Origin of the sequence: Brevibacterium sp. HMSC08F02, from assembly GCF_001807555.1 — a bacterium.
Classification (GTDB): Bacteria; Actinomycetota; Actinomycetes; order Actinomycetales; family Brevibacteriaceae; genus Brevibacterium; species Brevibacterium ravenspurgense.
In genome coordinates this window covers 48,410-62,167 of record NZ_KV789346.1, presented here as the reverse complement: position 1 = coordinate 62,167, position 13,758 = coordinate 48,410, and the positions used below count along the sequence as shown (strand labels likewise).

General features: G+C 64.1%; 10 protein-coding genes. 3 read left to right on the top strand and 7 right to left on the bottom strand.

Going from position 1 to position 13,758, the window contains the following annotated elements:
* Window positions 1-127: 127 nt before the first annotated feature.
* The 5 genes from manA to HMPREF3172_RS03075 all read right to left on the bottom strand — a co-directional run bounded on the left by manA (window position 128) and on the right by HMPREF3172_RS03075 (window position 5,769).
* A complete protein-coding gene (manA, locus tag HMPREF3172_RS03095) occupies window positions 128-1,360 on the bottom strand; it encodes a mannose-6-phosphate isomerase, class I (RefSeq protein WP_070515338.1) in 1,233 nt (410 codons plus the stop codon).
* 104 nt (window positions 1,361-1,464) lie between these two features.
* Window positions 1,465-2,913 (bottom strand): LCP family protein, encoded by a 1,449-nt coding sequence (locus HMPREF3172_RS03090; protein ID WP_070515336.1) that lies wholly within the window; start codon window positions 2,911-2,913, stop codon window positions 1,465-1,467.
* A 14-nt stretch (window positions 2,914-2,927) separates the two neighbouring features.
* Window positions 2,928-4,073 carry an acyl-CoA dehydrogenase family protein gene (locus tag HMPREF3172_RS03085; protein WP_070515335.1) on the bottom strand — a complete coding sequence of 382 codons (1,146 nt, stop codon included), beginning with the start codon at window positions 4,071-4,073 and terminating at the stop codon, window positions 2,928-2,930.
* An 11-nt stretch (window positions 4,074-4,084) separates the two neighbouring features.
* On the bottom strand, window positions 4,085-4,606 hold the full coding sequence (gene purE, locus HMPREF3172_RS03080) for a 5-(carboxyamino)imidazole ribonucleotide mutase (protein WP_061943977.1): 522 nt from the start codon (window positions 4,604-4,606) through the stop codon (window positions 4,085-4,087).
* A gap of 14 nt (window positions 4,607-4,620) precedes the next feature.
* The gene (locus HMPREF3172_RS03075) at window positions 4,621-5,769 is read right to left on the bottom strand and encodes a 5-(carboxyamino)imidazole ribonucleotide synthase (RefSeq protein WP_026022823.1); all 1,149 of its coding nucleotides are present in this window, start codon (window positions 5,767-5,769) and stop codon (window positions 4,621-4,623) included.
* 97 nt (window positions 5,770-5,866) lie between these two features.
* Between HMPREF3172_RS03075 and HMPREF3172_RS03070 the strand changes: the two genes are divergently transcribed.
* Complete coding sequence (locus tag HMPREF3172_RS03070; protein ID WP_070515333.1) at window positions 5,867-6,415, top strand: GtrA family protein; 549 nt, start codon at window positions 5,867-5,869, stop codon at window positions 6,413-6,415.
* Here HMPREF3172_RS03070 and HMPREF3172_RS03065 read toward each other — a convergent pair.
* On the bottom strand, window positions 6,374-7,537 hold the full coding sequence (locus HMPREF3172_RS03065; protein ID WP_070515331.1) for an alkaline phosphatase family protein: 1,164 nt from the start codon (window positions 7,535-7,537) through the stop codon (window positions 6,374-6,376). The two genes, HMPREF3172_RS03070 and HMPREF3172_RS03065, sit on opposite strands and share 42 nt — an antisense overlap.
* Window positions 7,538-7,627: 90 nt before the next feature.
* Window positions 7,628-8,215, bottom strand: coding sequence for a DUF5998 family protein (locus HMPREF3172_RS03060; RefSeq protein ID WP_070515329.1), 588 nt, complete (start codon window positions 8,213-8,215; stop codon window positions 7,628-7,630).
* Window positions 8,216-8,285: 70 nt separating this feature from the next.
* Between HMPREF3172_RS03060 and HMPREF3172_RS03055 the strand changes: the two genes are divergently transcribed.
* The gene (locus tag HMPREF3172_RS03055) at window positions 8,286-10,955 is read left to right on the top strand and encodes a bifunctional acetate--CoA ligase family protein/GNAT family N-acetyltransferase (RefSeq protein WP_070515327.1); all 2,670 of its coding nucleotides are present in this window, start codon (window positions 8,286-8,288) and stop codon (window positions 10,953-10,955) included.
* A 126-nt stretch (window positions 10,956-11,081) separates the two neighbouring features.
* Entirely contained in the window at window positions 11,082-13,718 is a 2,637-nt protein-coding gene (locus HMPREF3172_RS03050) for a DNA gyrase/topoisomerase IV subunit A (protein WP_070515326.1), read from the top strand.
* The last annotated feature ends 40 nt before the right edge of the window (window positions 13,719-13,758 follow it).

Here is a 13,758-nt window from a genome sequence, read left to right as displayed (position 1 = left end):
CCCGTCAGCCTTGCTGCTGACGGGTGTTTTGTTGCTGGTGGGTGTATGCAGGACAAGTGAGAGGGACGGTCATCTGACCGTCCCTCTCAGTGTCTGCGCCTGCTGGCTGAAGCAGCCAGCCGGTGTGTCAGCGTCCCAGGCCGGCGGCGAACAGGGCTCCCTGGCCGTTGAACGTGGGAGGGGCTTCGTCAGCGCCGATGAAGTAGGCGTCACCCGGGTTCAGCTGCTGGGTGCCGTGGTCGGTGCTCACCTGGAACTCACCCGAGGTGCACAGGGCGATCGTGGGAGCGTCCTCGCCGAGCTGGAGGTCGTCAGCACAGCTGATGACCTGCATTCCGAAGTCGCGGCATCCGGTGTCGAGCAGGCCGCTGTCATCGGGGTGCTGGATGTGGGGCTTCTGCACTTCGAAGCGCACCAGGCGCTGCAGTTCGGGAATATCGATGTGCTTGCTGGTCAGGCCACCGCGAACGACGTTGTCAGACGAGGCCATGATTTCAACGCCCAGACCGCGCAGGTAGGCGTGCGGAATGCCGGCCTTCATGGCAAGAGCCTGGCCCGGGAGCATGCGGACCATGTTGAGCATGAGCGCAACGAGAGCGCCCGCGTCGTTCGGGAAGTCACCGTTGGTCATCCGCAGGATGTGGATCGGATCGATATCGCATCCGATGCGCGAATCGCAGTCTGGTGCAGCCTCAGGGATATCGGCGGCGGCCAGACGGTCGGCAACCGCACCGAAGTTGGGAGTATCCAGCAGGAGGTTCATGGAGTCCTGCAGCGGGTTGTCCCCCGCCAGGACCTCACGCCACGTGAGCAGTGCCGCGTGGGTGCCCGGCACCTCGGCAGCCAGCAGACGGTCAACGGTGGCCGCAATCGCGTGAGGCTCGCGGAAACCCGTGAGTGCATCAAACGGCGACAGGGCGTAGATGAGTTCGGGCTTGTGCCACGCGTCGCGGTAGTTGCGGTGCGGTGCATCGATGGGAATGCCGGCGGCGTTTTCGCGGGCAAAGCCTTCACGGGCCTGTTCGAGGTCCGGGTGCACCTGAATCGACAGCGCCTTGTCCGCTGCGAGAAGTTTCACGAGGAAGGGCAGACGCGGGCCGAAGGTTTCAACCGTTTCTTCGCCAAGAACAGCGGCGGGGCTTTCGGCAACAACGTCAGACAGGGTGCGCGGAAGAACTGCAATTCCGTAGGCCTGTTCCGATGCGGGGGCGGACCAGACGACCTTTGAGGGCCTGGCTTCGTGCGCTCCGAACCACATTTCGGCAATGGGTTCGCCAGTGGGAGCCTGTTCGAGAAGGGCGGGAATGGCGGTGGTCGAACCCCAGGCGTAGTTAGCCGGCGAGCCTTGTAGCTTCAACATCGTCTCCTTGCAACCTTAGCGTCCGGCTACCGTAGGAGTCCACTGTGAACGCTATGGCCGCAGAAGGCGACATCAAGGTGAAGAGAAGGTTACATTCACCGAAATCACTTGGGAACCGAGCAGATGGAGCTCGCCTTGGGCTTCTTTTCGGCCGCGTGTGCCGGGGCCGGCGCGAACAGCCCCGCTGATGCCTGCTTGTCCTCTTGTTTGGACTTCTCGATTCCCTCTTGGACCAGCTTCTTGGTCACTGTGAAGTCCGGGTGGGAAGGTGTGACCTGCGGCGGGGTGAGCTCAACCGAGAGCATCTTCTGCGATTTCGCCTTCATGCCCAGGTTGATGAAGTCGTCGGCCTGCCGCTGCGGAACGTCGGTTGAAATGACGTCCGGTGCGGCCGCGGCGAGTTTCGTAAAGCGCGTCATGAGAGTCGCCGGATCCATCTGCCGCAGCATGGCTTCCTGCACGCAGCGCTGGCGGACCATGCGCTCGTAGTCAGAGGAGAATTCGCGGGAACGGCCGTACCACAGGGCTGTGCGACCATCCATTTTGATGTTCTGCCCCGGTTCAATCCATTCCTTCGGCGGATAGTGCTTGCCGGTGGCCGGGTTGATGGGCCTCGAGATGGGCACGCGCACTTCCGAATTCAGCCGAATGCCGCCCATGGCGTCAATGAGCTGTTCGAAGCCCTTGAGGTCGATCATCGCGTAGAACTGGATGTCGAGGCCAGTCACGCCTTCGAGGGCTTCAACCGTGCCCTGCACTCCAGCGGGAACATCGCCCTCGTATTCGTCGGCGTGTTTTTCCGCTTCCTGATAGACGGCGTTGATGAGGCAGTCATTGCCGCAGTTGTAGCCCTGCGGGAAGTGCTTGTGCATGGGCGAAGACTTGGGGAACGGCACGTTCTGGGTGTTGCGGGGAATGCCGATGACAACCGATTTTCCGGTTTTGGCGTCCATCGACACAACCGTGAGGCTGTCGGGGCGGATGCCCTCGCGCCCCTTGCCCGCGTCAGAGCCGAGCAGAGCCACGTTGTACCGGCCCTCGACCGGCTTCTTGAGCTTGCCGGAAGCGAACAGCTGAGACATGAGCGAACGCTGCGCGTTGACCGTCACGCCGCCCCACGCGGTGCCCAGGCCCACGATGAGGGCGGCAGCCAGACCTACAGCCAAGAACTTCGGCCGGGTCTTCTTGCTGAGGCTGACGACCTTCACGCGCCGCATGGTGTCCAGCAGACACACAACCCAGTTGATGCCGGCGGCAAGCACCACGAGCAGAACGACGATCAACAGAAAGGGATCGGTGCCGACGGTCAACAGGAAGCTGCGTTTGATAAGCGCAATGATGACGGCCGCCAGCACCAGCACCCAGGTGCCGAGTGTGATGCCCAGCGCCGCCCGGGTGAACTTCCGCGGGGCGCCGAGCACACTCTGCACGGAACCCGGCATGAGCGCAGAGCACAGCAGCAGCCACCACCCGCGGCGATCCCGGACATACTGTGGGCTTCGCTTGGGGTTGCGGATGGGGTCTGCGTACTGCAGCTGCCTGCGCTGGCTCATGCGGGTGTCGTCTTTCAGCCGAGCAGCTTACGTCCCATGACCAGACGCTGGATCTGGTTGGTGCCTTCGTAGATCTGGGTGATCTTTGCATCGCGCATCATGCGCTCGACCGGGTGGTCGACAACGTAGCCGGCACCGCCGAGCAGCTGCACCGCATCGGTGGTGATCTCCATGGCGACATCGGAAGCGAAGGCCTTGGCGGCTGCGCCGAAGAAGCCGAGGTCGTCGTCATCGCGCTCCGACTTCGCGGCTGCCGCGTAGGTCAGCTGGCGGGCGGCTTCAAGCTTCATGCCCATGTCCGCGACCATGAACTGCACAGCCTGGAAGTCGGACACGGACTTGCCGAACTGCTTGCGGTCCTTGACGTAGTCGATCGCGTAGTCGAGCGCGCCCTGGGCAACACCGACGGCCTGCGCGGCAATCGTCACACGGGTGTGGTCGAGGGTGCGCAGGGCGATCTTGAGGCCTTCGCCTTCATTGCCGATGATGCGGTCGCCGGGGATGCGGCAGTCTTCGAAGAACAGTTCGCGGGTGGGGCTGCCCTTGATGCCGAGCTTGCGCTCCTTTTCGCCGAAGGTGAAGCCCTCTTCGTCTTTTTCCACCACGAATGCGGTGATGTTGCGGCCGCGGGGGCCTTCGGGGTCGGTGACGGCCATAACGGTGTAGAAGTCAGAAACACCTGCATTGGTGATCCAGGTCTTGACGCCGTTGAGCACCCAGTCGTCGCCGTCGCGCTTAGCGCGGGTCTTCATGCTGGCGGTATCGGAGCCTGCTTCGCGTTCGGACAGGCCGTAGGAGAATCCGCGGCCCTGTGCCAGCTGCGACAGGTACTTCTGCTTGATCTCTTCGCCGCCGCCGAGGATGACCGGCATGGAGCCGAGCTTGTTGACGGCGGGGATGAGGGACGACGACATGCAGCCGCGGGCCACCTCTTCGATCACGATGCAGGTTGCCAGGGCGTCTGCACCCACACCGCCGTATTCTTCGGCCACGTGCGGGGCGAAGAAGTCGGTGGCCACGAGAGCACCGTGTGCTTCCTGGGGGTAGCGCGCCTCAGCGTCGACTTCGGCTGCGGCGGGGACGATTTTGTCTTCGACGATCGAGCGCACCGCGGCGCGGATCTCTTCGTGCTCTTCGGTCAGCTTGTAGACATCGAACATTGGTTTCCCTTTCAGCTGTGCTCTTCGAGCCGGCGCTTGAGCGCTCGGCCCTTCTCTTCAGCGGCACGCCCCAGTTCGAGGCGGTAGTCGTCAAGGCGACTGCGCAGAGCCGCCGACTCGTCGTCCCGTCCGGCGCCGATGATCCTGGCGGCCAGCAGGCCCGCGTTCTTCGCTCCGCCGATCGACACGGTCGCCACCGGCACACCGGCGGGCATCTGGACGATCGACAGGAGTGAGTCCATGCCGTCGAGGTGCTTCAGCGGCACCGGAACGCCGATCACCGGCAGGGACGTGACCGAGGCGATCATCCCGGGAAGGTGGGCGGCACCTCCGGCACCGGCGATGATGACGGAATACCCCGCCTCGTCAGCACGGGCACCCCATTCGATCATGTCGTGGGGCATGCGGTGGGCGGAAACGACTTCCGCCGTAAACTCAATGCCCAGTTCCTCCAGGACATCCGCGGCGGCGCTCATGGTGGGCCAGTCCGAGTCGGACCCCATGACGATGCCGACTTTCGGCTTGGTGCTCATGTCTGCGTCCTCCCTCAGGGCAGGTCAGGGTGCGGGTTGGTGTCAGTTCCGGCAATGAAGTGCGCCGCGTGGCGGGCGCGCGCCAGAACCGATTCGACGTTGTCACCGCTGATGTTGACGTGTCCGAGCTTACGACCGGGACGTACACCCTTGCCGTACATGTGGACCTTGACCTGCGGGTCGTGAGCCAAAACGTGCAGATAGGCCCGGTAGAGGTCTTCGCGGTCGGCACCGAGGACATTCGCCATGACCGTCACGGGTGCTTTCGGGGCCGGGTCACCCAGCGGGAGATCGAGGATGGCCCGCAGGTGCTGTTCGAACTGGCTCGTGATTGAGCCGTCCTGTGTCCAGTGACCCGTGTTGTGCGGCCGCATGGCCAGTTCGTTGACCATGTAGCCGTCAGCGGTTTCGAACATCTCCATCGCCATCACACCGGTCACGCCGAGCGATTCGGCGACCGTGAGCACATCAGCGGTGATTGCCTGGGCCTTCGCGGGATCGAGGTCGGGAGCGGGTGCGACGGCTTCAGTGCAGATGCCGCCTTCCTGCAGGGTTGCCACAACCGGCCACACGGCGGTCTGGCCCATGGGCGAACGGCCGACCATGACGGACAGTTCGCGGGTGAAGTCAACGGCCTCTTCGGCCAGCAGCGGGCCCTTGCCGAACCAGTCGGCGGCTTCGTCGGCGCTGTTGATGAGCTTGACCCCGTGGCCGTCATAGCCGCCGCGGGGTGTTTTCACGATGATCGGCCAGCCGATCTCATCGCCGAAGGCCTGCAGGGAATCAGTGTCTGTTACTTCGCGCCACGTGGGATTGGGCAGGCCGAGTTCGTCCATTTTGGCGCGCATCTTGAGCTTGTCCTGCGCGTAGACGAGCGCATGGGGGCCGGGGTGGACGCTGTGACCGGCTGACACAAGGGCTTCGAGGTGCTCAGTCGGCACGTGCTCGTGGTCGAAGGTGATGACGTCGACCGTTTCAGCAAACGCGCGCAGCGTGTCGAAGTCCTTGTAGTCCCCGACGGTCACCTGAGAGGAAACCTGCGCGGCAGAAGACCCTTCTGCCTCCGACAGAACATGAAAAGCAACACCGAGAGCTTCGGCAGCCGGCGCCATCATGCGCGCCAGCTGACCGCCGCCGATTACACCAATACGTGGAAAAGACACGCCCTCACTCTAGCGCCCGCCACCTGACCAAGCCCTGAGTGACTCGCACCCAGTGTCGACCAACCCGCAGTGGGTGCAGCCTGCCTATAGTGGGCGCGTGGGCAAGAAGAGACGCGAACTCGTCAAAATCGGCCGCTTCACGGTGGTCGGGACTGTCGCATTCTTCGTCGACGTCAGCGTTTTCAACCTGCTCATGCTGACTGTCCTGCAGGGCCACCCCGTGTGGTCGAAGACCGTGGCGGTTCTGTGTGCAACAGCTGTTTCATGGATCGGGTCGCGGCGCTGGACCTTTGCCGACCAGGAGTCGCGCTACCGGCCCGCTTTTGAGGGCATCCTGTTCTTCGCCGTCAATGCCGCGGGGATGGGCATCGCGCTTCTCACCCTCTGGGTCTCCCACGATGTTCTGGGCTTCACATCGCTGCTGGCCGACAACATATCCGGCAATGTCATCGGACTGCTGCTGGGCAACATCATGCGGTACTTCGCCTACCGGTCCTGGCTGTACCGCGGAAAGTCGCACAGGCGCGAGGTCCTGACAGACACCTCGTCAGATTTCGGCAACCCGGTACCTGCCCCAGAATCAGACTCAGCCCAAAAAGCAGACTCAGCCGTGCAGAACGAGCAGCGGGATGGTGAGCTCGGCTGAGCTCACTCCCCCGTGGTGGCCCAGCAGGCTCAGAGCCGAAGGCGAATCATTGCGCGAATCGACAATGGCGGTTGTTTCGTCACACACCACCACGAGGTCGCCGATGCGAGCGCGGAAGGCATCGGCGACTTCCCCGAACCAGCCTTCGCGAATGGCTTCGTCACGGGTCATGACGCGTCCCCGACCGGCCAGCTGTGCGCGGAGGGCTTCCGCTGTGTCGTCGCGAGCGCCGTCGCGGGTGTAGAGGTGTGCCGCCCGGGGCTCTCCCCCGACGGCTGTCAGTCCCGCCGGCAGCTCAGGGTGTTCGGCCAGGTCAATGCGGTTGTCGTGGGCGACATCGACCATGCCGTGATCGGCGGTGATGATCATTGTCATGTTCGGCCCGAGCGCTGAGGCGAGGCTGCTGAGCATCTGGTCGACCTGTTCGAGCTGTTCGATCCACTGGTCGGAGTTCCAGCCGGCCTGGTGTCCGGTTTTGTCGAGTTTGCCCCAGTAGAAGTAGACCAGCCGGCGGCCGGGAGCGCGCATTTCTTCGTGTGCGTGACGCACCCGCTGCTCCCAGGAGTCAGAGCCGCGGAAGCGACCCCCGCGCAGGGTTGCCGCATTGAGTCCGCCGCGGCTGAACTTCGGTTCGCCCAGCTGCACGACGTCAAGACCGGCGGCGGTCAGCCTCTCGAACAGCGTGGTGTCCGGCACCCACCGGCTGGGGTCGACTTCGCTCGAACCTGTCAGCTGATTGAACACCTCGCCGCTTTCGGGGTCGAGGAGTTTGTAGCCCATGATTCCGTGCCCACCGGGCAGCATTCCCGTACCGAGCGACGACAGCGAGTTCGCGGTGGTCGACGGAAAGCCCGCACTGCCGGCCCGCAGGTGCTGGCCGACGGAACGCAGAAACGGCGTGTAGGCCTTCCGGGCGCGCAGCAGTTCAAGCCCCATACCGTCGATGAGCACGACAACCACAACCCGAGCTTCGGCCGCACTGCCGCTGAGAATCTTCTCGGTGCGCAGTCGCTGATCGGCTGACAGCACACTCTGGGCATCGAGTGCGGCGGCCGCTGCCGGAACGATGTCCGACAGCAGCGGGCTGTTCGCGTAGTCCGGCGGCTGAAACTGGTGTGTCACGCTGGGCTTTCTGACGTTGCGTACGGGATTTCTCTGACGAGGCGGAGGCCCGGTTCCGCACTGCCGTGCGGCCTGGGCGGGATGTTGGGTTTATCGGCGCTGGGTGCGTGCGGCGTGGATGACCCGGCGCAATGTGTTCGCGAAGCTGACGGTCGCATCGACGGCCTGCTGGCCTTCGGCCTGGGCGGATACGCGCAGGGCGACGTCTTCGCTGAACGTGCCGCCGCTGAAACCGTGGTCGACATCGCAGTCGGGGTTGCCGCAGTTTTCGGGGAACACCTCCAGGCGACTGCGTGCACCCCAGGACATGATGAGCTGCACTTCCACAGGGCTGTCACCGGGGCGGTAGTGGGCGGGATCAGCGTAGGTGGCGAAGATTGCCGGGGCCGCGAGCTTGTCGAGTTCCACTTCTTCTGTGCTGCACAGGGCACGCGGTTCGCTCCACCCCGGTTCGGGATGTGGTTCGTCGTCAACGCGCGCAAGCACCAGTCGGGTGGGGGTGAGCACGAAAACGCTCACCAGCCGGTGGATGGTGTCGAGGTCCATGTGCGTGTCGGTGTAGACAAGGTGGTCGAGCACGGGTTCGTCCAGCAGGGCTTCCGCTATTGCGGTCGCTGCTATCTGCGGGTAGTAGCCGGCGTCTTGGATGTCGGCGATGAGTCGCTGTGGAAGGTCCATTGCACCATTGTCTACTGCCGCCCGCGCGTAGGGCTAGGCGGGAGGCCCCGCGGGGCATAAGCTGGGTGGTATGAGCGCCTATCCACAGTCTTGGGAAGCCGACGTTGTCCTCCGCGATGGTGCGACGGCGCGTCTGCGCCCCATTCTTCAGAGCGATGCTGACGGTGTGCAGGCTATGCACTCGAAGCAGTCAGCCGAATCCATCTACATGCGGTTCTTCGCCCCGATCAAGCAGATCCCGGAAAAGGACCTCGAGCGGTTCGTCAACGTCGACTACCGCGACCGCGTTGCCTTTGTCATGACGATCCGCGACGAGATCATCGGCATAGGCCGCTACGACCGGCTGGATGAGAACTCTGCCGAGGTGGCGTTCAACATTGCGGATGCGCACCAGGGCCGCGGCATCGGCTCAATTCTTCTGGAGCACCTGGCCGCTGCGGCCCGCGAAATGGGCATTGACCGTTTTGTTGCCGAGGTTCTGCCGCAGAACCGCCCTATGCTGCAGGTGTTCGCCGCCGCCGGCTACGAGGTCACCCGCGAATTCGATGACGGGGTTGTGGCTGTTGCTTTCGACATCGACCCCACGGAGAAGTCCCGGCAGGTGCTGGCATCGCGTGAGCATCGTGCTGAGGCCCTGTCGGTGCGCGGCATTCTGCACCCCGAATCGATTGTTGTATTCGGGGCTTCGCGCAGCCGTGCGTCGATCGGCAATCTGCTGCTGCGCAATCTGACCGCCGGCGGCTTCCGGGGTCGGCTCAACATCGTCCACCCGGAGGCTTCCGAAGTTGCGGGCCTGCCCACCGTGTCGAGCTTGGATCAGATTGAGGGCGACATCGATGTCGCCGTCATCGCGGTCCCTGCTGTCTCTGTCCCCCAGGTTGTCCGCGACTGCGCGGAACGAGGCGTCAAGGGCGTTGTCGTGGTCTCCTCTGGTTTTGCGGAGACTTCAGAAGAGGGTGCGCGACTGCAGGAGCAGGTGCTCACCACCGCCCGCACGTGGGGCATGCGCCTGATCGGCCCAAACTCCTTTGGTGTTCTCAACTCCGACCCCGAAGTTGACCTCAACGCTTCACTGTCGCCGTTCCTGCCCGATCCCGGCCACGTGGGCGTGTTCAGCCAGTCGGGTGCTCTGGGCACGGCAATGCTGGCGGCTGCCCGCGAGCGCGGCATCGGCATTTCGACTTTTGTGTCTGCCGGCAACCGTGCGGACTTGTCGGGCAACGACATGATGCAGTACTGGCAGGAAGATCCCGCCACGAACGTCGTGTGCCTGTACCTCGAATCGATCGGCAATCCGCGAAAGTTCTCGCGCATTGCCCGCAGGGTCACCCGCAATAAGCCCGTCATCGTCATCAAGTCCGATCTCACCGGAGGTGAGCTCCCGCCGGGTCACGCGGTGCGCGTGTCGTCCCTGTCTGCCAGCGCCATGGATCAGGTTCTTGCGCAGGCGGGTGTTATTCGCGCCCGCTCGGTCAGCCAGATGTACGACATTGCGCAGGTGTTCGACACGCAGCCGCTGCCGGACGGCAAGCGCGTGGGCATTGTGGGCAACTCCGCGGCCCTGTCAACACTTGTCGAACAGTGTGTGCGCGCAGAAGGGCTGAAGCTCGGCACCGCCCCGGTGTCCATGCACCCGGAGGCCACGGTCGATGACTTCGAAGCTCAGCTGCGGCAGGTGTACGCCAACCCGCACGTGCATTCGGTCGTCGTCATCATCACGCCCTCCCCCAGTGTTTCGTCATCCCAGATGGCGCAGGCCATTGCGGATGCAGCAGCCCAGTCGGGCAAAACCACGGTCGCGTGCTTCCTCGGGGTGTACGGCAAGGACGAAATGCTCACGTCCTACACCCGGTCTGCCGACGGCGAGCGCACCAAGCACGTCGTCCCGTCCTACGGCGGTCCCGAAGCTGCCGTGTGGGCGCTTGCCCGGGCAACCGAGTACGCGGTGTACAAGAAGTCCGATCACGGCCACTACCCGATCTTCACGGACCTGAAGGTTCGCGAGGCTCGCCGGATCATCGAAAGCAGCCTGGCGGAAGCCGATTCGCCCAGGGTGACCATGACTGATGAGGCCGCGCACGCTCTTCTGGGCGCCTACGGCATCGACGTGCTGCCCTATATATCCACCTCGACTGTCGAGGAAGCCAAAGAGGCCGCCGCGAAGATCGGCTATCCGGTAGCGCTGAAGGCTGTCCACAGGAAGCTGCGTCACCGCTTTGAGTTCGGCGGGGTGCGCCTTGCCATTCAGACCGAGGCGGAGCTCGTGGGCGACTGGAATGGCATCGCCGAGGTCATCGCGCAGTCGCTCGATGACGATGATGACCGCCGCATCGACGTGCAGGCGATGGCGCCGGCGGGTGTCGGGTGCGTCATCCGCGCCGGTGAGGACCCGCTGCTGGGGCCCATGGTGTCGTTCTCCATTGCCGGTGACTCCACCGAGCTGCTGGACGATGTTGCCCACCGGGTCGCTCCCCTGACCGACCTCGATGCCCGCAACATGGTGCGCACTCCGGGAGCCTCACCTCGTCTGTTCGGCTACAAGGGCCTGCCGGTGGCCAACGTCGAACCGGCCGAAGAGATCCTGTTGCGCCTGGCGGCGCTGGTTGACGAGTTCCCCGTCATCCGCAGCATTGAGATCCGCCCGATCATGATCACCACCGATAAGAGCTACCTCCTGTCGGCCCGCATTCAGCTGGCGGCTGATGCGGACCGCATGGATACTCTGCGCCGCAGGATGTGAGCCGCTGACTGACTGACGCTTAAGCGCGCTCAGCCGACGCGGCGACCGTGAAATCAGCGGTTTCTGCCCTGCTGAGCGCTACACTGACCTCCTGATGGCACAGCCGCTGCACAAGGAGGAAGCCGCGTGACCGACGGTCAGATCGTCGATATCGATGTCACCCAGGAAATGGAGACGTCGTTCCTCGAATACGCGTACTCGGTCATCTACTCCCGCGCGCTGCCGGATGCTCGCGACGGCCTCAAGCCCGTCCAGCGCCGCATTCTCTATCAAATGTCGGAAATGGGGTTGCGCCCCGACCGCCCGTACGTCAAGTCCTCGCGCATTGTCGGCGATGTCATGGGCAAGCTGCACCCGCACTCCGACACCGCCATCTACGACGCGCTGGTGCGCATGGCTCAGTCCTTCGTCATGCGCGTCCCGCTTGTCGACGGCCACGGCAACTTCGGTTCGCTTGACGACGGCCCCGCGGCTCCCCGCTACACGGAGGCCAGGCTGGACCAGGCGGCCATGCATATGCTGCGCAACCTGGACGAAGACACCGTCAACACTGTGCCGAACTACGACGGTTCACTCACTCAGCCCGAAGCGCTGCCCAGCGCACTGCCGAACCTGCTGGTCAACGGGGCCTCCGGCATTGCGGTCGGCATGGCCACCAACATGGCCCCGCACAATCCCGGCGAAGTCATCGCCGCCGCCCGCCACCTGATCTTCAACCCCGACGCATCCCTGGATGAGCTCATGCGCTTCGTCCCGGGTCCGGACCTGCCGACAGGCGGCCGGATCATCGGCCTGTCGGGTGTGCGGGATGCCTACGAAACCGGCCGCGGCACCTTCCGCACTCGCGCAACCGTGAAGTTTGAGAACATCACGCCGCGTCGCCGTGGCATCACCGTGACCGAACTTCCCTACCTTGTGGGCCCCGAAAAGGTCATCGAAAAGATCAAGGACAACGTCCAGGCCAAAAAGCTGCAGGGCATCAGCTCGGTTGATGACTACTCTGACCGCAAGCACGGCCTGCGCCTGGTCATCGGCATCAAGTCCGGTTTCAATCCGGAAGCTGTTCTCGAAGAGCTGTACCGCCTGACCCCGATGGAAGACTCCTTCGGCATCAACAACGTCTGCCTGGTGGACGGCCGTCCCCGCACCCTGGGACTGAAGGCCCTGCTCGAGGTGTTCATTGCCCACCGGATCGACGTCATCCGCCGCCGCAGCGAATTCCGCCTGCAGAAAGCACTCGACCGCCTGCACCTGGTGGAGGGTCTGCTCATTGCGATCCTCGACATCGACGAGGTCGTCCAGCTGATCCGCTCCTCTGACGATGCCGCACAGGCGCGCACCCGGCTGATGGACGTCTTCGACCTCTCCGAGATCCAGGCGACCTACATCCTTGACCTGCAGCTGCGCCGCCTGACGAAGTTCTCCCGCATTGAGCTTGAAGCTGAGCGCGACGAACTGCAGGCCACGATCGAAGACCTGCGGGAGATCCTCGGCGATGAACACCGTCTGAAGACCCTCGTGTCGGATGAGCTCGAAGAGACCGCGGAGGCTCTTGACACCGGCCGCCGCACGGTGCTCGTTGAGGGCAGCCTCAAGGAGATCAAGGCCGCCGGCCGCAAGAAGGGCAAGAACCTGCAGGTTGCCGACGAACCCTGCTGGGTGCTCATGTCCACCACCGGAAAGATCGCCCGCACGGCCACAGCCGGCGAACTCTCAGCCACCGGCCGCAGGGCCGCCAATGACGCTCTTATCGCGCAGATCCCCTCGAGCACCCGCGGATCCCTGGGTGCTCTGACGAACAAGGGGCGGGTCCACAAGATCGACATCATCAACTTGCCGTCCCTGCCGGACCAGGCCACCCGCCCCGTGCTGTCGGGCGGGGTGAAGATCACCGACTTCATCGAACTCGAACGCGGAGAACAGGTCATCACGCTTATCGACCCCACTGCCGAGGTGGTGCTCGGCACCCGCTTGGGCGTGGTCAAACGCGTTGCCGCAGGTGAAATCCCCAATAACCGCGACGTGTGGGACATCATTTCCCTCAAGGGCAAAGACACCGTCGTGGGCGCCGGCCAGCTGCCCAACCTCGATGAGGGTGCAGCTGTGTTCATCACCCAGGCGGGCAATCTGCTCAACTTCACCCTCGACGGTGTTCGCGCACAGGGGCCCGGTGCTGGCGGTGTCGCGGGCATTCGCCTGCCGAAGGACATCGAGGTCATCAGCTTCAGCGTTGTCGACCCAGCCGTGGAAAACCGGGTTGTGACGGTTGCCAAGGGCGTGAACTTCAACGGCGAGGAAACCGAATCCGTCAAGGTTTCCCTGCTGTCGGACTTCCCCGCCAAGGGACGTGCCACCGCGGGTATGCGCAGCCACCGCTTCCTCAAGGACGAAACCGAGCTCGTAACAGCCTTTGCCGGACCCAACCCGCAGGCGGCCGCCAAGACCGGCGGTGCACGCGCACTGCCGGACGAACTGTCTCGCCGCGACGGTTCGGGCGCTCCCGTTGAAGGCCGGATCGATGCGATCGGCACCCTGCCGCGCACCGGCATTGCCGCAGATCCAGCGGCAGCCGACGGCACCTCGGCAGAGGGAACCGCACCCGCCGGTGGTGGAGAAGCCGCGAAGAGCGGTGCCAAGAGCACAGCCAAGGGCGCTGCAGGCGCACCTGATTTCAGCGACGACGACCGCTACGCGCAGATCGGCCGGGACAAGGATGACGACAGCGGCGTCATTGTGTCCCACGACGACGAACAGCTGTTCTGACCGGCGCACTGCTCTGACAGGGCACGCTCAGCCGACCGTC

Bases quoted from the DNA above. Each gene is read 5' to 3' on its own strand.
- HMPREF3172_RS03090 (WP_070515336.1), bottom strand. From the start codon at position 2,913: ATGAGCCAGCGCAGGCAGCTGCAGTACGCAGACCCCATCCGCAACCCC.
- HMPREF3172_RS03085 (WP_070515335.1), bottom strand. From the start codon at position 4,073: ATGTTCGATGTCTACAAGCTGACCGAAGAGCACGAAGAGATCCGCGCC.
- HMPREF3172_RS03060 (WP_070515329.1), bottom strand. From the start codon at position 8,215: ATGGACCTTCCACAGCGACTCATCGCCGACATCCAAGACGCCGGCTAC.
- purE (WP_061943977.1), bottom strand. From the start codon at position 4,606: ATGAGCACCAAGCCGAAAGTCGGCATCGTCATGGGGTCCGACTCGGAC.
- manA (WP_070515338.1), bottom strand. From the start codon at position 1,360: ATGTTGAAGCTACAAGGCTCGCCGGCTAACTACGCCTGGGGTTCGACC.
- HMPREF3172_RS03055 (WP_070515327.1), top strand. From the start codon at position 8,286: ATGAGCGCCTATCCACAGTCTTGGGAAGCCGACGTTGTCCTCCGCGAT.